This is a genomic window from Streptococcus mitis, from assembly GCF_003942695.1.
GTDB lineage: Bacteria > Bacillota > Bacilli > Lactobacillales > Streptococcaceae > Streptococcus > Streptococcus mitis_BD.
Genome location: NZ_RJNU01000001.1, coordinates 90,873 through 115,255, shown reverse-complemented (window position 1 = coordinate 115,255; position 24,383 = coordinate 90,873). Strand labels below are relative to the sequence as shown.

Here is a 24,383-nt window from a genome sequence, read left to right as displayed (position 1 = left end):
AAGAATTTTGTAACGGACTCCTAGTAATCCAAGTCATCCGCGTGACCAGCTCCATTACCAACAAAGTATCCAGTCTTACAGTTGAGGGTGAAGAGATAGGTTCCATCTGGTTTGTAGAGGTTATAATAACCATTTCCGTTTACGATATTGACACGTTCCAGGATATATTGATTGCCAGTGATATAGCCACGAGCACGTGATGTTGCTAGGATTTGTTCCAAAACACCATCAGCAAAATTCCAGGCAGGGTTGCTACTATCCTCTACAGCTGATTGGTTGTAGGGTACACGACTAGCACTTCTTTGAAGATTGACACCATCACTAGACAAACCTCCACTTTCTGGTCTGCTGGCAGGCGCTGAACTTGATGAAGCAGACGAACTGCTCGTACTGCTATCAGTCGTTGTACTTGAACTTTCTTGGCTACTGCTACTTGAACTTGAACTAGAGGCGCTTGTTTGCTGGCTCTTACCAAGGCTAATGGCCTTATCTAACAGTTTATCTAGCTCTGTATTCCCTGTTTTAATTTCTGTAAATTTAGCATCTGCCTTGACCTTCGCATTGGTATCCAAGACACCATCAGTAATTGCTGGAGTTTCAAACTGATTATTCACTTCTTGCACAGCCTTGATTTGAGTTTCTAAACTATCATACTTAGACTTGGCCAGAGTGTGCTCTCGGCTACCTTCGAGTTTATCTAGTTGAGCCTTGAGTCGGTCCAACTTGTCAAACTGACTATTTTTCAAAGCCGTTTTATTAGCATCTGTATAAAAAGCATCGTAGAGGGCATTAAACTCTTGTAGGGCTGTTTGTGTTTCTTGATTACTAGAAGAAGACTGGGAAGACTGGATGGCTTGGTTGGAGCGAGTTACTTGACGATAGATATAGTAACTACCTGCCAAGATAAGGGCTGCTGCCAAGGCTGAACCGATAATAAACACGCGCTTCTTTTTAGAATTAGAAACTGTTTCTGGTTCTGCCTGAGCTGAGCGTGAAAGTAGAGCTGTCTCTTCCTCTTCTTTCTCATCAGCAACCTCTGCTGGCGTTTGCTTTTCCAACACAAGCGGTTCCAAGTCTTGATTTTCTTCTCCCAAAGGAGGCAAAATCACATCCGAGCTTGTAGTTTCCACTGAGTCTGACACGGTTTCTTCTGAAACTGTATCGGGTTCCTCTATGATTGGTGCCGACTCTTCAGTGATTTCTGGAACTTCCTGTGTCGTCAATTCTTCTTGAGCCTGAGTTTCCTGCAGTTCTTCTTTTTTAAATTGACGTGTTTCAAACTTATCGGCTTCGATTTCCTCGCGGTGCTGTTTGATGTATTTATCTAGAATACTATCTTCTGGCAGTACACCAGCTTCAACTTCTTCATTTTTACGGATGACTTGACCAACTGTCAGATCTTTCGCCTCGTCAAAATCAAATTTGGACTCTTGATACTCTTTTTTATGGCGATTGTGTCTTTTTTTACTCATCTGTCTTCCTTTCTACTTTACCTCTTGGCGTTTCACACGCTGACCAAAGTATTGATACAAATCCACTTTTAAGGTCCCGTTATAAAGTTTGCGCTTTTTATCCGCTGGGCTTCCGTACTTGCTTTCAAAAGCTTCGTCACTCGTCAGGATAAATTTACTCCAGGTTTTCAGTGGGGTGAAGACCTGCCCCATTTCTGCATAGAGCTTAGTAACTCCTGCATCATCAGACAAACGTTCACCATATGGTGGATTGGAAATGATGACGCCATTTATCTTGTCTGAACGCAAATCCTGTACCCGCATTTGTTTAAAAGTGATATCTCCAGCTACACCAGCTGCTTGAGCATTGGCCTTAGCAGTCTCAACCATCCGAGCATCAATATCACAGCCCATAATATCCAATTCTATCTCACGATCGATTTTCTTAGCAGCCTCTGTGCGAACTTCTTGGATTAACCGATCGCTAACCCAGTTCCATTCCTCAAAAGCAAAGGAACGGCGAAGCCCCGGCGCCATCTTTCTAGCCATCATAGCCGCCTCGATACAGAAAGTTCCTGAACCACAGGTCGGATCGATCAAGGGCTTGTCTGGATACCAGTTAGAGAGTTGTAAAATGGCTGCTGCCATGTTTTCCTTGATAGGCGCTCCACCCTTTTCCGTACGATAACCACGTTTAAAAAGGCTAGAACCTGTCGTGTCAATCATGACAGTTGCTACATCTTTAAGGATGGACACCTCGATCTTAAACTCAGGACCAGTCTCCATCAAAGGAACACCTTCTGGACGGGCATAGTGTTTTTGTAATTTCTTGACAACTGCCTTTTTGGAAATAGCCTGGACACTAGGCTCGTTGTGAAGTTTAGACTTAACACATTTAGCCTTTGATATCGGGAAACGCGCCCCAAGCGGGAGATAGTTTTCCCAATCTAGAGCAAAAACGCCTTGAAAAAGCTCTTCAAAGGTCTTAGCTGGAAAACTTCCGACTACAATCTTGATGCGATCAGCCGCACGAAGCCAAAGATTGGTCTCAATGATTGCCTTCACATCTCCTTGGAAGCGGACACGGCCGTTTTCAACATGGCAATCATAGCCTAACTCTCGCACCTCACGTCCAACGACAGCCTCAAGACCCGCCGCAGCAGTTGCGATTAAATTAAATTGTTCTTTCATTCTAGTCTTGCAAGACCTTTCTCTTGTTCACTTTAAAAAATGAGGTTGAGAAAAAATTCTCAGCCCCAACCTATATGCAATTTTCTATAAGCCATGTTTTGTTCCAGAAGTGACTAGGACCACTTCCTTCGATAATCATCTGTCTACCGCTAACAGCCTGTAACTGATAACAGTCAGAGTACTACGTTCGTTTCCGTGCACTCCATGCCCCGACCAAAATTTGGGTTGCTAGCTTGAGGGGTTTACCGCGTTCCACTCTCTCTGTTTCCAGAAAGACTCCGTCACTGTGGCACTTTCAAGCCTACTCTGACCTATCCAAAGACTTAGCCATTTCGACTGCCGTAACGATCTCTCGTCCCTAGGCTTATGGTTTCGCCTAGCACAAACACTACAGGCATCACAGCCTGTGCTAGCATGGACTTTCCTCATGAAAAGAGATTCTCTTCACGCGATTATCCAAAAATTGCATCTAATAGACACCTAATTACAACTCAGAATTGTCTACGATTTGCTTACCGAATACTTCTTTTTCAAGTCGATTCAATCGTTTCAAAATATCAAAATTTGTCATTGGAGTAGAACTTGTTACTTCGATAGAACTTTGTTGAGTAGAACTTGCCTGTGGCTTGTTAGACAATTCCTCCTTCAAATCAGCAATCTCCTGACGAAGAGATTTGACCAAAGCTGCGTAAGTCTCATAATCCTTGATCACATCATCTAGGAACTCGTCTACCTCTGCCTTACTATATCCGCGAACTTCACGTCCAAACTCTTGTTCAAAAATATCTTTTGCTGAAAAAATAATACTTGCCATTTCTCTCTCCATTCTTGATTGCTATTCTTATTATATAAAAAAAGACAAACAAAAATCAAGGTCAAAGCCTCACTTTTCGGAAAAATTTTCCACTATTTCGTTCAGATCCTCAAATGTTAATCTTTTTGTAACATAGCCTTCTTGATTTTTCATCATCTGGTAAAAATACTGTAACTTGGTTTCATTTTCTTCGTCATAAAAGAGATAGCATCCATCCGTATTTTCCAGCAGAAATTTCTGATAATCACGTAGTTGCCCCTTGTGCTCATATTGTGGATAGGCATATTTGACAAAGTCAACCTGCTTAAACTCACTGAGTTTGATTTGATTGGCTTCATTCCAGTTACTACCATGGGTTTCAAAATCGAAAATGGTCGCCAGCTGAAATCCATAGTCTGCTTTCATATCCTGTGCCACTTGAAGCACCCAGTACTCAAAGCCCAAGGTCCCTGTAAAGATAAGCCAGGTCACCCCTTCTTCTGCTAGACATTCTAGGTCTCTCCGAATGGCTGTTTTGATAATATCAACGCGAATATCCTTGTCATTAAAGAGACCAAGGTCGAAGGCTGAATAGCCTAAAATCAAGGCTGTTGTCATTTTTAACCCTTTCTTTGTAAATTTATGATATAATAGAGTGATGTTATTGTACCAATAAGGAGAATTATGGTCAACTATCCACATAAACTTTCATCACAGAAGAGACAAGCCCCCCCGTCACAAACTAAAAATTTCGCAAATCGGGGAATGTCTTTTGAAAAGATGATCAATGCTACGAACGACTACTACTTGTCGCATGGGTTAGCTGTTATTCACAAGAAACCGACTCCCATCCAAATCGTACGTGTCGACTATCCCCAACGAAGTCGGGCCAAGATTGTTGAAGCCTACTTTAGACAAGCCTCAACTACTGACTATTCAGGGGTTTATGATGGATACTACATCGACTTTGAAGCAAAGGAAACCAGGCAAAAACATGCGATTCCGATGAAGAATTTTCATCTCCATCAGATCCAGCATATGGAACAAGTTCTTGCCCAGCAAGGAATCTGCTTTGTCCTCCTTCACTTTTCTTCTCAGCAAGAAACCTACTTATTGCCGGCCATTGATTTGATTCGTTTCTATCATCAAGATATGGGACAAAAGTCAATGCCACTTGGATATATTCGAGAAAATGGATATAGGATTGAGCCTGGTGCCTTTCCTCAAATTCCCTATCTCGACGTTATCAAAGAACATTTACTAGGTGGTAAAACAAGATGAACAAACAAACTTTCCTGCGGATAGCTAAGTATGTCAGTATCTGCCTCTTGACTGTATTTATCGCAGCTATTATGCTAGGTGGAGGCCTTTTTCTCTACTATGTAAGCAAGGCTCCAGCCCTATCCGAAAGCAAGCTAGTCGCAACGACTTCTAGTAAGATTTATGACAGCAATGATGAACTTATCGCTGATCTTGGGTCAGAGCGCCGTGTCAATGCACAGGCTAATGAAATCCCTACGGAGCTGGTCAATGCAATTGTCTCTATTGAAGATCATCGTTTCTTCAGTCACCGAGGAGTAGATACGATTCGTATCCTAGGCGCTTCCTTACGAAACCTCCGTGGTGGGGGTGGTCTTCAAGGTGGTTCTACCTTGACACAACAGTTGATTAAACTAACCTATTTTTCAACGTCAACATCTGATCAAACACTTTCACGTAAGGCACAGGAAGCTTGGCTAGCCGTTCAGCTAGAACAAAAAGCGACCAAACAAGAGATCCTAACTTACTACATCAACAAGGTCTATATGTCCAACGGAAATTACGGGATGCAAACGGCAGCCCAAAACTACTATGGTAAAGACCTCAAAGATTTAAGTTTGCCACAATTGGCTCTCCTAGCTGGAATGCCCCAAGCTCCAAATCAGTATGACCCCTACTCTCATCCAGAAGCGGCACAAGAACGCCGAGATCTGGTTCTCTCCGAGATGAAGGGACAAGGTTACATTACTGCCGAACAATACGAAAAAGCTATTAACACTCCGATTACAGACGGACTTCAAAGTCTAAAATCTGCTAATAGCTATCCTCCGTATATGGACAATTACCTCAAAGAAGTAATTGACCAAGTCGAACAAGAAACGGGCTACAACCTTTTGACAACGGGAATGGAAGTTTATACCAATGTCGATCCTAAAGTCCAACAACGTCTCTGGGATATCTACAATACCGACGAATATGTTAATTACCCAGATGATGAATTGCAAGTGGCTTCAACTATCGTAGATGTCACAAACGGGAAAGTCATCGCTCAATTAGGTGCCCGTCACCAATCAAGCAATGTTTCCTTCGGTATGAACCAAGCTGTCGAAACCAACCGTGACTGGGGTTCAACTATGAAACCCATCACAGATTACGCGCCAGCCTTGGAGTACGATATCTACGACTCAACCGCTTCGGTTGTTCACGACGTACCATATAACTATCCTGGCACCAACACACCTGTCTACAACTGGGATAAGAGTTACTTTGGAAACATCACGTTGCAGTATGCTCTTCAACAGTCACGAAACGTCCCAGCCGTTGAAACTTTGAATAAGGTTGGACTAGATCGTGCTAAAACCTTCCTAAATGGACTCGGTATTGACTACCCAGATATGCACTATGCCAACGCGATTTCAAGTAACACAACCGAATCTAACAAAAAGTATGGAGCAAGTAGCGAGAAAATGGCTGCTGCTTATGCTGCTTTTGCAAACGGTGGTATCTACCGTAAACCGATGTATGTTAACAAGGTCGTCTTTAGTGACGGTAGCTCAAAAGAATTCTCTGACCCTGGTACTCGGGCAATGAAAGAAACTACTGCCTACATGATGACAGAAATGATGAAAACGGTCCTAACCTACGGAACTGGTCGTGGTGCCTACCTATCATGGTTACCACAAGCTGGTAAGACTGGTACATCAAACTATACAGATGACGAGATTGAAAAATACATCAAAAACTCTGGCTATGTAGCCCCAGATGAAATGTTTGTCGGCTATACACGTAAATATTCAATGGCTGTCTGGACTGGTTATTCTAATCGCCTCACTCCTATCGTTGGTGACGGTTTCTATGTTGCGGCTAAGGTCTACCGTTCGATGATGACCTATCTCTCAACTGATGATCATCCAGGAGATTGGACCATGCCTGAAGGTCTTTACAGAAGCGGGGAATTTGTCTTCAAGAATGGAGCACGCAATACGTGGACCCCTTCATCATCTACACAACAAAGTTCGACATCTGAAAGTTCTAGCTCAACATCTGAGAGCTCGACTTCTCAGTCAAGCGCAACTTCTCCAAGCACAAGTCAAACGCAGACGATTCCTCAACAATCAGGAACTGCACCTGCTGAGCAAAACCAACCAAGTCAACCGCAACAATAAGCAAAATCCTGAGAATTTTACTTCTCAGGATTTTTATTCTTTATAGCTCAATAGTTTATCCCAACAGCACCATAACTCTTTTAATAGTTTCTCTAACTATTATAGAGGTTATGGAGCTGTCTTTTTCACTTTCTCTTGATGCTAAAATTTGTCAAAAGCAAAGGTAATCAGATGCTATTCCTTTTTCCCTTTCGCGATAAAGATAGCGGATAGAGCTAGGCTAACGCCTGCAAGGAAGAGAGCTGTGTCAGATTTGCTTTCACCTGTTGCCGGAAGCTCCTTCTGATCATCCTGGTTAACTTCTGGAGTCTTAGTATCAGCGAGTGGACTTAAGTTCAATTTGTACTCTGGTTTTTCAACTGTCGGTGCTGGTTGGTCTCCTGCTGTACCAAGTGGACCTGTGTACTCTGGTACTTCATGTACTGCTGCTTCTACCGCGTTCACACCACCTGTAAACTCTAGTTTCTCAACTGTCGGTGCTGGTTGGTCTCCTGCTGTACCAAGTGGACCTGTGTACTCTGGTACTTCATGTACTGCTGCTTCTACCGCGTTCACACCACCTGTAAAGTCCAGTTTCTCGACCGTCGGTGCTGGTTGATCTCCTGCTGTACCAAGTGGACCTGTGTACTCTGGTACTTCATGTACTGCTGCTTCTACCGCGTTCACACCACCTGTAAACTCTAGTTTCTCAACTATCGGTGCTGGCTGATCTCCTGCTGTACTAAGTGGGCCTGTGTACTCTGGTACTTCATGCACTGCTGCCTCAGCCGCATTCACACCACCTGTAAAGTCCGGTTTGCTCAAAACTGGTGGTTCTTCTTCACCCTTACTTGATTGAACAGCTTCTTCCGTTAATTCTTGATAGAAGCTCGCCAATTCATAAAACTCAGCCTTGCCACCTTCCCAGACTAATTTGACGTCTAGAAGAGAGCCACCATTTCGGATAGCAAAGGTTTGGAGACTAGATGTAATGGCACCGAGGTCTGTCCAACTGTCTTGACCATCCTTGAGTGTTCTAGCAAGAACACGTGCTTTCGCTCCTTCAGGAAGACTGGAAACGAGACGAAGGTGGTTGGCATTGGTTGGCTCAGATAAGTGATACACCAATTCGCCCTTGTCTTTTTCAGACTTGTAGCTGGTCAAGACTTTGCCGTCTACAAGGTTGTTGTAGAGATTGCCTTGGCTTTCTCCACTGTTTCCTTCTACTGTCGGATCATTGATTGGTTTGACAAATTCACCGTCATTAATGACCAATTCTGTAAATCCTACAAAACGAGCATCATAGTCTGCCGTATAGAGGACACGGAGATAGTTGGCTTTGACTGGTGTAGTCAATTCACCCTCGATGTAGCGATTTCCTGGCATCTTAGAATCATGTGTCCAACCATCTGTCAGAGAATCATCGTGTGTGCTATTGGCCACACCATCTCCTACTGTAACGACATCTGTCCAAGTTTTACCATCTTGGCTGACTTGGATCTTGCCATCACGAAGGTAGTTTTGAGTTCCGTCTTGGATGTAGGCTCTAATCTTCTTGATAGTGCGTTCGCTACCAAGTTTCAAGGTCACATGACCATCTTTATGGGCATAGTCTGAAAACTCAACGAAGTTGTTGTAAACACCGTCAAATAGTTGATCTAGGTTGTTCAGTTTACGAACATCATTGCTGCCGTATGTTGGATGAATGCCCATAGTTGTAGATTCTAGTTTGGTTGGTTGCACTTCTTTGGTTGTCACAAGGAGAGAAGTGGCTGTGACAGCTTGTTCCTGATCCGTTTTGTTGACCAGACGAACATAACGTACCAAGTGGGTTGCGACAGATTTGTCTGTCAACTGGTTGGCTGGCGTCCATTCTTGCGCATTTGCAGAATACTCTAGGCTAAGAGCAGGGTTGGCTTGGCCTTGAAGCTGGATGCTCTTGATCTGATGGATACGGTCAAGCTTCATACCTAGATAGCTATGAGCAGGGAGTTTGGTTCCAGCTGGAATTTGAAGCTCGTAACTGCCCAAGCTATCCACTACTGGTGTTTCCTTCAAGGCGTCTACGTTGGTGTCCGTTAACTCACTATTTCCAGAACGTGTCTCAACAGAGAAGTCTTGGATACGCCACCAGAGGTCGAGTGCCTTGGTATTGCGTACTCGGATGTAGCGAGCATTGATCGCTCTGGTCACTTCCTTGGTTTGCTCACCTGCCAAGCGATCGAGTTCCTGCCAAGTAGTTCCATCTGTAGAGTACTCAAGTACACCTGCGGCAAGTTTATCACCCGTTCCTTGGCGAAGTCGTACTTTAGTGACTGACTTGACTTCACCGAGGTCAAGTTGTGCCCAGGCATCTACTGGAGTGGTATTGCTACCGTCAGCGTTTGCCATCATGGCTTCTGTATTGTCCTTGCCATCAGTGATTTGACGAGCTGAGGTATTTAGTTTGTAAACTAAGTTTGAGCTTAGACTAACTGTCGTTGCTTGTTGGCTACGAGCTTTTTCAACTGGACGGTTGACTGCAATTTCCTGAACTGCAAACCAAATGTTCTCGCGATCTGCTGTCGCAATCATGCGAACTGACTTGGCCTTGATATTGAGATTTTCAAACTTAAGAAGGGATTCATTTCCGACATAGCTTGGCTCTTTCAAGGTTACCCAGTTGTCATTTTCATCTTGATACTGTACTTCTGCCTTACTGAAGGTATCATTTGGATTTGCCTGCGTTCCCATAGCAAAGGTCAAGGTTTGAATTGCTACTGGTTTGTTGAACTTCATACCGATATAATCACCTGTCTTGATGCTATTTGGTGATTTAATAATCGCATGAGTTGCCAAATCGCCGTCCGTTACTTCTGCCAAGCCACCTTCTACACCTGTTCGATTGGTAATAAAGGTACTGATGATTTGATCTGGATGCAAGACTTTTTGAACCTCAGACGCCAGAACTTCTTTCAAGGATAGGATAAATGGACGAATATGTTGAACACCCAATTCAGCCTTTTCCATATGGTCTACATAATGGAAGGTGTGAGTTTGAGACTGTTCGTACAATTTCAAACCTTTATAGTAGCTATCCCAAAGTTTGGCTGCATCGTTTGTAGCCATGGCTTCAGTTCCTGTAAGGAAGGCATCAAGGGCATTCATTTGGTCGATTGCATTATCCAACCAATAGTGGATTTGGGCAACCATTTTTTTATCGCCTGATGCTTTATAGAGTTCAGCTGCTTCTTTAATTTTGGCAAATTCTGCACGCAAGGCTATACGTTCAGCAGTCACATCCTGACCTGCTTTAAGCTTGGTCATGAAGTCTGTTAATTTTGGAGCCAAGTCTACAGATTCTTCTAGTTTGACGACACGATTATCCATGTTTTGGTTGATCATGTGCTTACCAAGTTCGCGGAAGGCTGCCGATACCTTGCTATCTTCAAAATGACCATTTTCTACAAAGTTGAAGGCAATGTCATTGATTTTCTTAGCTTCTTCCTCTGATTTCCACTGTTTCCATGAGTATTGAGCTCCTGAAAAGAGGGCAATCTTAGATGGTTCAGACTGTTGCATTGGGTTCAACATGATACCAGATAGCAAGCTTGGATCCACATTTGGATGAAGGAATTTCTCACCACCACCTAGAATCAAGTGTTGTTTAGAGTTATCTGTTACAGGCCAGTTAATCCAAAGTGAAACTGGGCGATAGGTCTTGCCACCTGCGGATAGATTGTTCTTGAGAGTTGAAAGGAAGCTTTCAGAGACTTCACCCCAAATCTTACCACCCGTCAAGGTCATGGATGTTGAACTTGGGAGATTTTCATTGAGGGATTTCAACTCATCCTCACGTCCATTACCCCAATACTGGCCAGGAACAAAGATCATTTCTTTGCGAAGACCGCTGTAGGTTCCCTGCATTTCAGTCAACCAGTTGGTCATATCTTGCATCAAGCGGTTATAGCTATTGTAGCCTCCGACTGGGCTTGGAGCATCATCTGCAAGGATACCAAATTCGCGGACACCCACTTTCATCAACTGGGTAAATTTAGCCTTGATGGTTGCCAAGTCTTCTTGGTAATGTGCTTCATTGCCAAAACGGATGCGGTTGTTCATGAATGGATGGATAGTCCAGACATAGCGAGTTTTACTTTGATTTCCGACACGAGCAAGTTCACGGATTTCAGCTAGTTTTTCTTCTGGATAGAGTTCACGCCATTTCTTGTTGTGGTATGGATCATCTTTTGGTGCAAAGAAGTATTGGTTCAATTTCAAATCGCCACCGTAACGCATGAGCTCTGCACGATCGGCATTCGACCATGGATTTCCATAGTAACCTTCGATAAAGCCACGGTTCTTGAGCTTTGCGTAATCTTCTACTGTCACATTGCGAAGGACTGGCACTTGGCTTTCCTTGAGCATGTGTTTCAAGGTTGTCAAACCATAGAAGACTGCATCCGTGTCTTTTCCGACGATAGAAATCGAGTTATCCTTGATGCTCAAGACATAGGCGTCAATCTTGTCAAAGAGACCTGCTGAAACATTGGACAAGTTTTGCTCTGCTTGTGAGCCTTGTCCATGCACCCCAAGATAGATATTGGTTGCGCCAGCGATTGCTGCCTTACCAGTTGTATAAGATACTTGATTGTCCTGCAAGACACTCTTCAAGCGATTACGAGTATAGATATCGAGTTGATCGCCCATGACCAGATTGACTTGCTTACGAAGGGCTGTGACTCCTTCTCCATAAGTCACTTTTTGTGGCGTTGGGAAGACCTTGTACTCTTTCTTGAGATAGTCTGCGCTCTTGCTGGCAGCCGCAATGCTGTCTTCGCTAGCTGGTTTACTTGCAGTGAATTGATCTGCCAATTCAACTGTTCCATCACCGGTTTGCTCTACTTTTGGCTTTTCAGGTGTAGTTGGTTTTTCTGGTTGACTTGGTGCAGGCGTTTCTTGCTCTTCTTTGACAGGTTTCAATAGATGAACTTCAGCTGCACTTGCAAAACCACCAACGCCTTCCAATACTTTCAACTCAATCTTGTTGGTATCTACCGCCGCAAAGTTGACTGTTTTTTCTTGGGCGTTGTTGTCCCAGCTTCCTTCTGAAACCTTGACCATTTGACCATCTTTTTGTGCGTAGATTTCGTAGCGCGTCACGACACCATTTCCGCCACCTGGGCGTGGGAGATAAGTCAAGCCATTGACTTTTTCTGCTTCTTTCAAGGTCATAGTAAGAGTGTATGGCGCACGGTCACCAGTCCATTTAGAATGCCAGAATGTATTTGGATCATTGTCAAATGCCTTTTCAACAGCTCCTTCAGTCGCTGTTCCTGGCAATTCTTGGCTACTTGCAGTAGCAGTGAATTTGTCATTTGCAATCAAACGAGGATTTACAAATGGTTTATCCGACAACTCTGCACTATGCAAGATTCCTTTGAAACCACCGATGCTTTCAAGCGGTAGTACCAAGCTATTGTGGGCAAAGCGAGGGTGAGCTGGATTTGCGATACGCTCAATCTTTTCACCATCTACATAGACTTCGGTTGACTGTGGTTTGGTTACGATGGAGATTTGATAACGTTTGTTCTTTTCAAGTTTTTTATTGAATTGAATATGGAACTGTTCAAATTGATAAGCAAGGTAGCCATCTTTATCAGCTAGATAGATACAGTTGTCCCCACTTGTTGAGAAGGTTTGTTCTCCGTCTCCAGTGACAGTTACATCAAACTTCAAGACGTGACTTGGACCAACATCACCTGCTAAGCCTTCGATACTGCTGTCTTTCTCAAAAGCCAATCCATTTTCTGTTGCGGTTACTTTCTTCGTTGCATATTCTTTCACCTTGTCTGGAGTGATGTTGAATAGTTCTTCTGAAGCAATTGCTTTTTCAGGGTTAGACTGTGGCGCATAAGGACTAGTTGGTAGGGTACGTTCTGCAAAGGTCGTAGCCGCACGGTCAGATCCCCAGGTGCGTTCTGCAGTGGTTTGCATGCTCTTGAAGAAACGTTTAAAGATATCGTAAGAAGTAAGTCCTGTCTCATGAAGGTCGATATTATCATTCCAAACTGCGTGACCACCACCAAGGATACTTGGATGAGAAGCTGGTAGAAGTGGACCTCCACCTGTTCTAAAATCATTCGGTGTCCAGCTATTGTACTGACGTTCGTAGTTAGCATAGTCCCCGTAGGCTGCTTGACTATTGCTTCCACTTGGCACACTATAGGTCGGTACATCCGTGATGTTGATAATTTTAGCTCCCTGAGCAATGGCTTCATTTGGTCGTTGCCATCCGATACTCCAGATATCAACCTCTACTCCGTTCCAATCAACAGGAGTGCTCCCACGTTTCGCACTGAGAGAACCCCAGATACGAGGGGTATAGCCTTTTCCTTTAATGTATTTGATAAGGTCATTGACATAGCGACGATAGCTTTCTCTGCTGCCATAGTATTCATCCGTTCCGATATGAACAGTGGACACGCCATGAAGCGGTGCATCTGGGCCATCGAGGAGTTTGTCATAAACGGATTTGACAAATTTAAGAGTTTCTTCGTACTTGTTATCCAAGTCGAGCATGGCCACGCGCTCAACATTGTGCTTGCCTGCATAATCGCTCAAACTGCCTTGATACATGAGGTCTGGGCGAACTTTGACAAATGATAGTGCATGACCTGGTGTGTCAATTTCTGGTACTAGGTTGATATGCAAGGCCTTGGCAAGTTTAATCAGATTTTGCATTTCTTCCTTGGTATAATGCTCATCTGATGTTAGTTTTTGGCCATTCTTACCGACAATGTCTGTCTCCACACGGAAACCAGTCTTGGCATGTTCAAGGACATACTTGAGTTCTTCCTCTTTAGAAAGATTCTTTCCTGCCAAGTGTTCCTTGAGGAAGATATAGTTATCGTTGAGGTGCAACTGCAAGTCGTTCATCTTGTAGTAGGCCATGTTTAGCATGATGTCTACAAGGGTGTCATAAGGGATAAATTTACGACCTGTATCCAACATAAAGCCACGGTGGCTGAAACTTGGGAAATCACGAATTTCGCCATTTTGTAGGTCTGTTTCTCCCATTTGAAGAAGAGTACGAGTTGCGTAGAAGGCTCCTGTGTTTGTGGCAGCTTCGATGGTAATCACATCATTTTGGATAGTGATGCCGTAGCCTTCCTTACCGTAACCCTTGTTTTCAACTTTTTTAAATTCGATTCGTTTTTGAGCTTGCTTGTTACCTGTTGCTAGTTCCAATCCACGGCTGGCAAGGTCTGACTGATAGAAGGTTGCAGCCTGATCAAAGCCAGAATCTCCTGTTGCAAGGACTGTATCTGAAGTGATAGAAGATTGACCTTCTTTCCCATACCATTGTTGGACCGCTGGTGCAACTTTTGGTTTCACACCCACACCCTCATCTTGATGTAGCCCCTTGATAACAACTTCAAATTCTTTAGTAAAAGTATGGCTGTCTTTGATTTGTTGTACCATGACCTTGACACGTTGATCTGTCAGAGGTTGGTAGATGCGATTTTGAAGGTCAATCACACCCTGCTTGTTACTGCCAATCAGACTAACCTGACCCGGCAAACTTGGTAGGACAAGAGACTTGCCATCTTCAGCCACATCCAACTGATCAACTTGGCGGATATCCGTTACTTTACTATGGTCCGGAATATTTGAATAAGCTCGAATTTCTTGGATTCCAACGTTTCTCCAGCCCATTGTACCAGCTTGGTAATCATTGACCTCCAATTTGAGGTACTTAGCTTTGATGCTGTTGGCTAAATCAACTTTTTCATCTAAAACAGGATCTCCAGTCTTGGTATGAGCTAGTTTCCATTGTTTTTCTCCATTAGCGCCCACGTCTTCTTGACCTGCGTAATAGAGACTCCAAGATTTGATATTGGGGTCATTTTGCCCATTGCGAAGACGACGATCCCAGTCAATTTCTACATGTTTGATGAGGGTAGTTTTTGGAAGAGTTAATTCGAAGGTTGGTTTTGGTACATCTCTGTCCGTTGCCCATCTAGTACTATCATCACCATCAACTGCTTTGTCAGCTGTAAAGCTTGTTCCAGCCTCATGGTTGTTTGCTGAAGCAGTAGTTCCCTCGAGATGGTTGACATCTTCTCTATCTTCGATTGTCTTTTCAGCTGGTTTTACTGCTGGTGTAGTGGTTCCCGCAGGTTGATTATCCACCTTTGGTGTTTCAACCGGTTTCGGCGTTTCTGCTGGCTTGGGACTTGCAGGACTTGTCTCTGGTTTTGCCTCTTCACTTGCTGTAGGATTGCTTCCTTCGTCAGTCGCTGGAGTTTCCTCGTGATTTCCTTCTGTTGCAGCTTCTGCATCCGCCTTTTCAAGCGCAGCTGCTAAATCATCTGGTAACTTATCCATGGGTTTAACCTGCGTTATGGTATCCTCTGTACTAGATTTTACTTCTGTCTCTGAAGCATGGGCTAGATTTGCCCCAAAAATACTAGCACCAATCATAACTGAGGCTGCACCAATTGCAAATTTACGGATACTATAATGACAGCGTTTCTCAAAAAAGTGTTTGTCCATATTTCTCCTATTTCCTTTCATCCGCTTACGCTAGTAAGCGTTATCATTTCTCCTTTTAAAAAGAAGAGAACCAAGAGGTCCTCTCCAGGTGTTTGATTCATTTTCCGACTCTGACCCCCATAGAAGTCCAAGTCACTTATCCAAACAATGTAGTTGTGGAATAAATAAATATCTATTCTTTTTTACTGTTAATAGCAAAGAGGGCGGCTGACAATGCTAGGCTGATTCCTGCTAGGAAGAGGGCTGTATCAGACTGGTCTTCTCCTGTTTCTGGGAGTGTCTTTTTGCTTTCTTCATTTTTCAGAGTATCTTTGATTTCTGATGTCTTTGTATCAGCTAGTGGAGCTGGTGTCAACTTATACTCTGGTTTCTCAACAGTTGGTGCTGGTTCATCACCTGCTGTACCTAGTGGGCCTGTGTACTCTGGTTTTTCATGTAGGGCTGGCTCAACTCCATTAACACCACCAGTGTATTCTGGCAATTCGTGTACCAAGGCCTCAACTGCATTGACTCCACCCTTGAACTCAGGTAGGTCATGAACAGCCGCTTCTGCCGCATTGACACCGCCCTTAAACTCAGGTAGGTCATGAACAGCTGCTTCTGCCGTATTGACTCCACCCTTGAACTCAGGTAGGTCATGAACAACCGCTTCAACCGCATTAACACCGCCTTTGAACTCTGGTACTTCATGAACAACCGCTTCAACCGCATTGACGCCACCCTTGAACTCAGGAACCTCATGTACAGCTGCTTCTGCCGCATTGACTCCTCCCTTAAATTCAGGAACTTCAAGAACTGGAGGTTGTTCTTCACCCTTGCTGCTTGTAGGAGCGTCTGGCTTAACTGCTTGGTCTTGTAGTTGATTGAGATAATCTGCAAAGTATTTCACCATTCTTTCCGTTAAAAGATGGTTATCCGTCGCATATTTCATGCTCGCCTGAACTCCAGCCACTTCCTCTTGATTTTCTTTGTCTGTCAATTTCTGAGCCTTAGCTAAAGCTGCTTCATATCCTGACAAGTCAAGCGGTGTTTCTGCTACCTGTGGACGAGTAAAGATGAGTTCCGCTGCAGATTGATATTTATCTCCACCATCTCCGTAAGTCTTGGTACCAGTAAGGACAATCTTCTTAGCCTTGATTGTCTTACCAAAGTCAATGTCTTTTGGTTTGTTGTTATCAGGCCAGTCCGTTGCAGTAAAAGTGTGCTCCTTGCCAGACTCATCTGTCACAACCAGTTTCACATCTCTCAAGTTACCGTTTGAACCTGAACCACGTGGAACATAGCGAAGTCCTGTGATTTCAGTCGGCTCTTTCAAGACCATGGTTGCAGGCTTGCCTACATCTCCTCCATCCCAAGATGTATGCCATAGACTAGACACATTGCCATCAAAGGCATTCTCTAGACCTTCACCTGGTTGAGCTGGCGCATCCAAACTTTCAAAGTCTTCTGCTACCAAGGCGGTTTTCTTCTGCACCAAAGCATTCTTCAAGGCTTCAATCTTGGCAATCTCTGCACGCGCTTCTTCCACGCTAATGTCATCATCTGCCTGACTGAGGTTAAAGACTGCCTCTTTCAAAGCATCCATAGACTCTTTCGTATAGTTGGTCATAGCTACAGTTGGCAAGTAGTTCTTCAAAGCATTTTCTGTCAACATCTTACCTGTTAGGGTAATTTCTTCGATTTGAAGATTATCCATCATGAAGTCATTGTAACCACGGAAGTTAGCATTCCCACCAGAATCACCACGAGTATTGCTTGCATTTCCAGTTGAGTAGATACCTACCCAAGTATCGCCTGTTTCTGCACCAGTCACGAGGAAGGTTGCCTTCTTGGCTTTCTTAGAATCCGTCCACGTATTTGGCAACTCATGCATTTCCAAGTTGCTTGCTTGAGTACCACGACGACCTGACTCGAATTCTCCCTTACCGACTACAAAGGCGTAGGTATTGTCAGAACCTGCTTCGTATTCAAAGGTTACACGGTAGGTCTTACCAGCTTCAAAGCGGAAGTTTTGTGGGATGGTTTGGTAAACCAAGTTACGACGGCTAACCAGTCCATTGGTCTTGAGTGACCAATTTCCATCGATAACATCATCAACTTTCTTGCCGTTCCAACCACGCTGTGTATATGGATCATGCTTTTCAGACAAGTGAGTGCGGTTGTCTTCAACACCTTCGACACCGCCCACTACGAATGGGAAGATACCCTGAGCAACATTTTCAAAGTCTTGTTTGAAGGTGCCTTTACCTGTATCATGGTTTTCTCCGTACATGCTTGAATTATTTTCAAAGGTACGAATTTCATCAAAGTAAGTTGCTTCATCACCAGCTTCGCGACTCAAAGTAAGAGTAACATTTGATACGTCAGATCCAGTTGTAAAGAAAGCGTACATGTTTTGGAAGTAACTTGTATTGTCAACTGTCGCATTGTCACGACGTGTATTGTGAGCGTAGGCCTTAACATAGTTGAGAGCGAGAGACTTATTGGTATAAGTAGTCACTTCTTTTTCACCAGTGTTTACAGTGATGCTCGCCTTGGCATTACTACGATTATCGACACCTACATAAACGGCATACTTGGTATTTGGTTTCAAACCAGTTAATTTCTGAGTGAGACTAACTTTTTCTTTGTTTCCTTGAATACGAAGCATATCGTTTGCCCCTTGAGACTTGACAATTTCTGCCTTAGAAGCATCGCCCGAAATATTCCAATGCTTCAAGGTTCCGCTATTAAATCCTTGGTCATAGATGTGCATGCCTTCGCTCCATGACATTTCAGGATTGCTTTGTTTCGAACGGTAAAGAACGTATGGTTGATTTGCGAGAAGATCTAGGGTAATCTTACCATCTGTTACAGTGAGTTCCTGCTCTTCTGTCTTACCTTGGTCAGTTAGCTTGTAAAGGTAAACCTTGCTCTTCGCCCAATCGCTCGGAAGGGTCCAAGTTGTTGCACCAGCCTGCGTATTGAAGTAGTACATTTTTTCCTTATCAGTAGGAAGTTTCTTACCATTCGCATCCCAGTTCCAAGGAGTCAAGTAAGCTGAACCATCTTGGATGACACGTCCGTTGAGAGTTACTGTACGTTCACGGTATTGTGGGCTATTAACATCATTTGACTTACGAGTTACAACCACTTTATTGTTGTCAGTATCTACCAATTCCACTCGCATTTCTGGAGTCCATTTATAGGTGCTACCGTTGTCAGTCATGGTAACTGGTGTACCATTTTCCCATTTACTTACAGTGAAGTGTTGGAAGTACTTAGTCATGACATCATGGGCAAACAAGTTGGTTACATAGCCATTGTAGTCGCTTCGTCCTTGCCATCCTTCAAAGTCCTTCATGCTGTAGCCACCTAGAAGTGGATAATCTGCTGCACCACCGTAACTTCTGTAGTCCCCTACCCAAGCATCTTTTTGATGGTTACGGATAAAGCGGGTGATGGCACTGTTGATACCTTTATTGGTGTAGCCACCGTAGGTTAAGTCAGCTGCCCAGTGATGGAAGGTAGAGTCGTACTCACCACCATGGCCCCACTCGATTGCAAAGCGCCAGCCTTGTTTATTGATTTCTTTGGCAAGAACGTGGGTAGCCCAAGCACCGTTATCACCTGATTGACCATTGCCCCAAACGTCCACATAGATAAAGTCGAGACCGTCACCAAGTTTTTTCTTCAAATCTTCCCAACGTGCCAAACGGCCATGAGCTAGGTCATAAGCCGCATCAATGTTGATACCTTGGTCTAGCCAGTTCCATCCGTAGCTGTAGCTTCCATCTGGATTCTTACGGAGAATTTTTTCATTGAAGTATTTAGACTCAGGATAAGTCTCAGAAGCGTTAACATGGATACCTAGATGAGCTCCATATTTCTTCGCTTTTGCAATCAAGGTCTTGAAGTCTTCAACACCACCAATACGTTTACCAATATCAGCATAGTTCAAGTGACCAGAGTCATGTCCCTCACTACCATATCCTTTAAGGAGAACACCTTGACCAAGACCATCTGTATGGAGATTAATCTTCTTGATACCATCCAGGGTCATGAGGAATGGGTTTTGTGCTTGTGAACCAAAGTTCATCGCGATACGATAAGCTGTGATATCCTTGACTTTTTCCCAACCTTGAGGGTTGTTCATAATGCTACGATAAGCAATGGCTCCATCCTGCCAGTCGACTTTCTTGTCTGCGTTGGCATCTTCAGTGATAACAACCTTGGCACTTGGAAGTTCCTTGGTGTATTCTGGGAAGACAATGCCCTTATAAGCTTTTTCCCATTGCCATTCAGAACTATGAATTCCTACATAGTTGGCATTTCCGACTGTTTCTTTGTAAGCTGTTAAGCGAGTCCAGTCATAAGAACCACCACCGTAACTGTTTTGAGAGTTGCTCCAGACCCCTGCAGCAAGCTTATCTGTAGAAACAAATCCATACATGTACCCCTTGGCCAAGTCTTTCATTGGATTGGTTACATCGATATGATCATCTCCGCTGACATGGGTATTGTTTGACATAGTTGCCCCATCAAACTTAGCACCAGCTTGGTCACTTGACACAGATACTAAAGCATTGCCAAGGAAACTAATAGAAGAAAGCAGTTTTCTTTCATCGTCAATCTTTTGACCTGGAGTGACTTGATTGTGGTTGACAATCTTGGTCACATCAAAGTGCAACTGATTATCCACAACCTGCAAACGAACCGTCATGTCTGCATTGATTAGATTTTTCTCATCACGGAGTTTCATCAAGTACTCTGCAGTTGTCTCATTGATTTTTTTGTAGGTAACTTCAGGTGTGACTTCGTGTTTGTTGATAAAGACTTTATTGAATTGTTGGACTTGTCCTGGCAAGGTATGCCCATTCAAGCTGTATTCTTTAATACGTGGGAAGGCTTGGTCAATCACTGCCTTGAGGACCTTAGACTGAATAGTGTCATAAGTTACCTTGCTATCATCAACCACAGCTCCTGTTTCTTTTTCAGCAGGAGTATCCTCTGTTTTCACACCCTCTTGGTTATCAGTTTTAACGCTAACAACTGTTCGCTCATCGCCATAAGAACCCGCCTTGAGAAGAATCTTCTTCTCATTTTTAAGATGGTCATTGACCGCAGCTGGTAGAGTAACTGTGTCAAAGAGATTAACATCGTTATTGCTGGCATTTAACTGACCATCTGACTTGAGAGTGATAGATAGACGGTTTGTTGATCCTGTTTCAGGGGCAGCGACACGACTACCTCTATACCAAGTGCTAGCTGTTGGAGATTTATACTCCCAGAACCAACCTTCCTTGTCATAACCAACAAAAACATTGTTCTTGGTATCTTTAAATTTCAAGAAGACACCAAAGCGTGATTTGCCCTTTTCAGAATCATCTTTGAAGGTTAAATCAACCGTCGCATTTCCATTAGCGTCAACTGTCAATCCTTGTTTTTCAAACAAGGCTGGTTTATCGCCATTGTCGTTCTGTGCAGTTGAAGACAATTGATTGTAGCGGACACCTTTTTCTTCACGAACCGTAACTGTTCCTTGTTGCTCTTTATTCGCTACTGTTTGCCATTCAGGGGTTACTGTCTTAGGGGTTTCAGGTTTAGCAGCTTCAGGTTTATCCTCTTTTGGTTTTTCTTCAGCCGGTTTTTCTTTCTCTTCCAAGTCTGCTGGTTTCACACTTGAAATTCCCTGCATGTGGTCCTGGATCCATTTTAGTTGAGCTGGTGAGAAGAGAATGCCTCCGCTCCGTTTTCCAACTACACCATTTTGATGAACACCGACGAGTTTTCCTTCTGTATCAAAGATACCACCACCACTAGCACCTGGATGACTACCTTGATAACCGATCCCTTTTACGCCCTCACCGTAGGATTCGACTAATTCAACAGTTGTATTGAGCACTGGTGATAATTTTCCAGTTGGATAGCCAAAGACATGCAATTTATCTCCAACCTTTTTCACTGCAGGTTTTTCAGTCACTTCTGCTGGAGCATTTTCCAGAACTGTTCGCAATCGAACAAGAGCCAAATCATTCTTGTAGCCTTTTAGGAAACCTTCACGATCCCAGTGAATAATGTCTTTTTTACTAAATTTAACATCTGGTAGTCCTGGATAGGAAATGCTATAGATATCTCCATCACCATTATCATTGTCAACGACCTTACGATTATTGCCATCTGGAACGTCTTTTATAAAGTTATGTGAAACAGTTAAAACAAGATTTTCGCCAATGACAATCCCACTACCTTCACCTGATGGTGTCTTGATTTTGACAGTTGCTCCGTAGTTTAATTCACCATTCTTGGTTTTAGCTACATCTTCTGGAACGAGATTCTCAGTATCCTTAGCTAATTGATCCTTGTCAACTTCTTTCCCTTTATCTTCAGCCTTATCTAATTTGCCCTCTAAGCCTTCTGGTAACTTATCTGAACTAGCTGGTTTTTCTTTTTCAAGTGCTAATAGTTCTTCTTCTGTCTTAGGTCCATCCGTAACTTCTGGAGACCCTTGGTCTTCTCCCGCCTTTGGCGCTTCAAAATCACGTCCATCATTCTCTTTTGCTGTTGCAAGAGCAGCAGCTAGATCCGCTGGTAAATTCGCTGTGGAGCCAGACTGCACGCTATCTGCAAGAACTGTACTTGTCCCAAAGAATGCAGCCCCAATCATAACAGAAGCAACACCTAATGAAAATTTCCGAATACTAAATTTACAGCGTTTTTCAAAAAATCGTTTATCCATGAACTCCTAAATCCTTTCATTTTTGAGTAAGCGTTTACATTCTTTTTTTAAAAAATACTCCTTCCTCTGAAAGTGCAATGCTTAACCCTGATAAATAAAAATAATTACGCTTTTAATATAACAAATAATGGCTGAGAAAGCAATAGGAAACAAGTAAAATTAACGAAAATTTTCTCTATTCTGAGAAAATAGGCTCCAAATTTAGAATCTTTCTTTACAAATGTAAAAAAGGATTCAGCATTCAAGAGAAATACTAAATCCTTTCTTATATTTTACAACAGTTATTTCACATGTTTTACAAGATCTTCTTGAGCCTTTTTATTTGACTCTTCTTTTTCTTTCATCCATTTTTCTTGGGCTTTTTGATATTCTTCTGCTGTCACTGGTTTATCTTGTACATCAAGGTATTTATACAAGAGGGCTTCGCTCGTACCCTTGTTACCAGAGTATGCAAACGGAAGCGTAAATGGTACCATCTTAGACAACATTGGACGACCAGTTTTAGAAGTTGTTGGGATGATCAATGCACTATCTGTCAACCAAGCTTGGGCAGCAGCATATTTCTCATAACGTTTTGAAACGTCAGTAGTTTCTTCCCCAGCTTCCACAACCATCTTTTCATAATCTTCCAAACCAACCTGCTTAGCCGCAGCGTTGTTTGTTCCAGAGTCAAATCCTAGGTAAGTCTTTGTATTTTCTCCGACAGATGGCTTGATGATATCAAGGTAAGTAGATGGGTCTGCAAAGTCTGGAGACCATCCCACGTTATCTGAGATATCCCAGTCTTCTCCAGCTGCAGTTTCAGCAAAGTAAGTGATATTCAAGACATCATCTTTTTGAAGTTGTTGGATATCGACAACGACGTTCTCTGACCCTAGAGTAGCTTCAAGCGATTGTTTGAAGGATTGAACACGTTGGACTTTCGTCGTGTTTGTTTGGTCTACTGGCATATCCAAGTGGATTGGGAATTTCACACCTTCTGCTTGAAGAGCTGTCTTAGCTTTGGCAAATTCTGCTTTGGCCTTATCTGCGTTATAGAGTCCATCTTGGGCATCAGCTAAATTTACATCCTTCCACTCGTCTCCATAAGTCACCAATTTTTCTTTGACCAACTCACCAAAGTTTTTGCCATCTGCTTGAACAAATGTAGGTGGGACAAACAAGTTACGAAGCAGTTTAGTCGCACCACTTGCACCGTTTACTTGAGAGGCATAGGCGGTTCTATCAAAACCAAAGGCAAGAGCTTGACGGAAATCTTTGTTTAGAAGAGCTTTCTTGGTTGATGTTTTTTCTTCATCCGTTGTCTTAGAAGTATACTTATAAGACTGGCGATCAATATTAGTACCTACTAAATAAGTAGTAGAATCTTGTTGTGTGTAAACAATATTATCTTTAAATGCTTTTTCAGTCTCTGGGTAGCTAGCGCTTGTTGGGAAGAGACGGGCCATAGTGAAACTTCCATCCTTGAAGGCTTCAGCTGGTTTGTTGGTATCTTGACCATCCCAGAATGATAATTTAACCTTATCAAGATGAACATTGTCCTTATCCCAGTAGTTTGGATTTTTTTCAAACTCAACAGAAGATTTAGCTACGATAGATTTGAGCAAGAATGGTCCATTGTATAGGATGCTACTTGGATCTGTTCCTTTAGCGAAATCATCCCCTTTAGAGTTTAAGAACTCTTCATTAACTGGTGCCATTACACCCATCGTTGTCTTAGAATTCCAGAAGCTTTCTGGTTTGTTCAAAGTGTACTGAACTGTCTGATCATCCAGAGCCTTAATTCCTACTTGTGAGAAATCTTTGATTTCCCCTTTTACATAGGCGTCCAATCCTTTGATCGATTCTTGAACTAAATAAAGACCATCAGATTTTTTATCAGCAGCATATTTAAGTCCTGTTACAAAGTCTTGAGCTTTGACTGCCGCGTATTCTTCACCTTCAGAAGTATACCATTTTGCATCCTTACGGATAGTATAAGTGTAAGTCAATCCATCCTTGGATACAGACCAATCCTCAGCCATAGATGGCACAAAGTTACCATAGCGGTCATTTTCAAGCAATCCATCAATCACATTACTAGTAATGTCAGCAGTTGCAGCCTTACCAGTTGTTAAGTAGTTGAGATTATCTGGGTCTGTTTCATAGATATATGAGAATGTCTTCTCTCCTTTAGCGCTCGAACCTGATCCAGAGCATGCAGCTAAAGTAGTAGCCGCCAATAAGGTTACACCTGCAAGAGCAAATAGTTTTGAACTTTTCATCATTTTCTCCTTTAAAACTTTCTA

Annotated in this window: 9 protein-coding genes and 1 other RNA gene; 2 read left to right on the top strand and 8 right to left on the bottom strand. The window is 43.0% G+C overall.

Going from position 1 to position 24,383, the window contains the following annotated elements:
• Nucleotides 1-20 precede the first annotated feature (20 nt).
• The 5 genes from mapZ to D8852_RS00435 all read right to left on the bottom strand — a co-directional run bounded on the left by mapZ (nucleotide 21) and on the right by D8852_RS00435 (nucleotide 4,053).
• Nucleotides 21-1,472, bottom strand: a complete 1,452-nt coding sequence (gene mapZ, locus D8852_RS00455) for a cell division site-positioning protein MapZ (RefSeq protein ID WP_125424844.1) — start codon at nucleotides 1,470-1,472, stop codon at nucleotides 21-23.
• Nucleotides 1,473-1,484: 12 nt separating this feature from the next.
• The gene (locus D8852_RS00450) at nucleotides 1,485-2,642 is read right to left on the bottom strand and encodes a THUMP domain-containing class I SAM-dependent RNA methyltransferase (RefSeq protein ID WP_125424845.1); all 1,158 of its coding nucleotides are present in this window, start codon (nucleotides 2,640-2,642) and stop codon (nucleotides 1,485-1,487) included.
• An 82-nt stretch (nucleotides 2,643-2,724) separates the two neighbouring features.
• Nucleotides 2,725-3,106: RNase P RNA component class B (gene rnpB, locus D8852_RS00445), an RNA gene on the bottom strand.
• 20 nt (nucleotides 3,107-3,126) lie between these two features.
• The gene (gene gpsB / locus D8852_RS00440; RefSeq protein WP_000146526.1) at nucleotides 3,127-3,456 is read right to left on the bottom strand and encodes a cell division regulator GpsB; all 330 of its coding nucleotides are present in this window, start codon (nucleotides 3,454-3,456) and stop codon (nucleotides 3,127-3,129) included.
• Between the two features lie 69 nt (nucleotides 3,457-3,525).
• Nucleotides 3,526-4,053 carry a DUF1273 domain-containing protein gene (locus D8852_RS00435; RefSeq protein WP_125424846.1) on the bottom strand — a complete coding sequence of 176 codons (528 nt, stop codon included), beginning with the start codon at nucleotides 4,051-4,053 and terminating at the stop codon, nucleotides 3,526-3,528.
• A gap of 66 nt (nucleotides 4,054-4,119) precedes the next feature.
• Between D8852_RS00435 and recU the strand changes: the two genes are divergently transcribed.
• A complete protein-coding gene (recU, locus tag D8852_RS00430) occupies nucleotides 4,120-4,716 on the top strand; it encodes a Holliday junction resolvase RecU (protein ID WP_125424847.1) in 597 nt (198 codons plus the stop codon).
• Complete coding sequence (gene pbp1a, locus D8852_RS00425) at nucleotides 4,713-6,860, top strand: penicillin-binding protein PBP1A (protein WP_125833795.1); 2,148 nt, start codon at nucleotides 4,713-4,715, stop codon at nucleotides 6,858-6,860. Before recU ends, pbp1a begins: the two co-directional genes overlap by 4 nt.
• A gap of 174 nt (nucleotides 6,861-7,034) precedes the next feature.
• Here the strand turns inward: pbp1a and D8852_RS00420 are convergent, their stop codons facing one another.
• The 3 genes from D8852_RS00420 to D8852_RS00410 all read right to left on the bottom strand — a co-directional run bounded on the left by D8852_RS00420 (nucleotide 7,035) and on the right by D8852_RS00410 (nucleotide 24,359).
• Nucleotides 7,035-15,377: an SIALI-17 repeat-containing surface protein gene (locus D8852_RS00420; RefSeq protein ID WP_125424849.1), complete on the bottom strand. Its 8,343-nt coding sequence runs from the start codon at nucleotides 15,375-15,377 to the stop codon at nucleotides 7,035-7,037.
• Between the two features lie 172 nt (nucleotides 15,378-15,549).
• Nucleotides 15,550-22,095, bottom strand: a complete 6,546-nt coding sequence (locus D8852_RS00415) for a SpGH101 family endo-alpha-N-acetylgalactosaminidase (RefSeq protein ID WP_125424850.1) — start codon at nucleotides 22,093-22,095, stop codon at nucleotides 15,550-15,552.
• A 281-nt stretch (nucleotides 22,096-22,376) separates the two neighbouring features.
• The gene (locus D8852_RS00410) at nucleotides 22,377-24,359 is read right to left on the bottom strand and encodes a peptide ABC transporter substrate-binding protein (protein WP_125424851.1); all 1,983 of its coding nucleotides are present in this window, start codon (nucleotides 24,357-24,359) and stop codon (nucleotides 22,377-22,379) included.
• Nucleotides 24,360-24,383 lie beyond the last annotated feature (24 nt).

Coding starts and splice junctions, on each gene's coding strand:
- mapZ (WP_125424844.1), bottom strand. CDS start 1,472: ATGAGTAAAAAAAGACACAATCGCCATAAAAAAGAGTATCAAGAGTCC.
- D8852_RS00450 (WP_125424845.1), bottom strand. CDS start 2,642: ATGAAAGAACAATTTAATTTAATCGCAACTGCTGCGGCGGGTCTTGAG.
- gpsB (WP_000146526.1), bottom strand. CDS start 3,456: ATGGCAAGTATTATTTTTTCAGCAAAAGATATTTTTGAACAAGAGTTT.
- D8852_RS00435 (WP_125424846.1), bottom strand. CDS start 4,053: ATGACAACAGCCTTGATTTTAGGCTATTCAGCCTTCGACCTTGGTCTC.
- recU (WP_125424847.1), top strand. CDS start 4,120: ATGGTCAACTATCCACATAAACTTTCATCACAGAAGAGACAAGCCCCC.
- pbp1a (WP_125833795.1), top strand. CDS start 4,713: ATGAACAAACAAACTTTCCTGCGGATAGCTAAGTATGTCAGTATCTGC.
- D8852_RS00420 (WP_125424849.1), bottom strand. CDS start 15,377: ATGGACAAACACTTTTTTGAGAAACGCTGTCATTATAGTATCCGTAAA.
- D8852_RS00415 (WP_125424850.1), bottom strand. CDS start 22,095: ATGGATAAACGATTTTTTGAAAAACGCTGTAAATTTAGTATTCGGAAA.
- D8852_RS00410 (WP_125424851.1), bottom strand. CDS start 24,359: ATGAAAAGTTCAAAACTATTTGCTCTTGCAGGTGTAACCTTATTGGCG.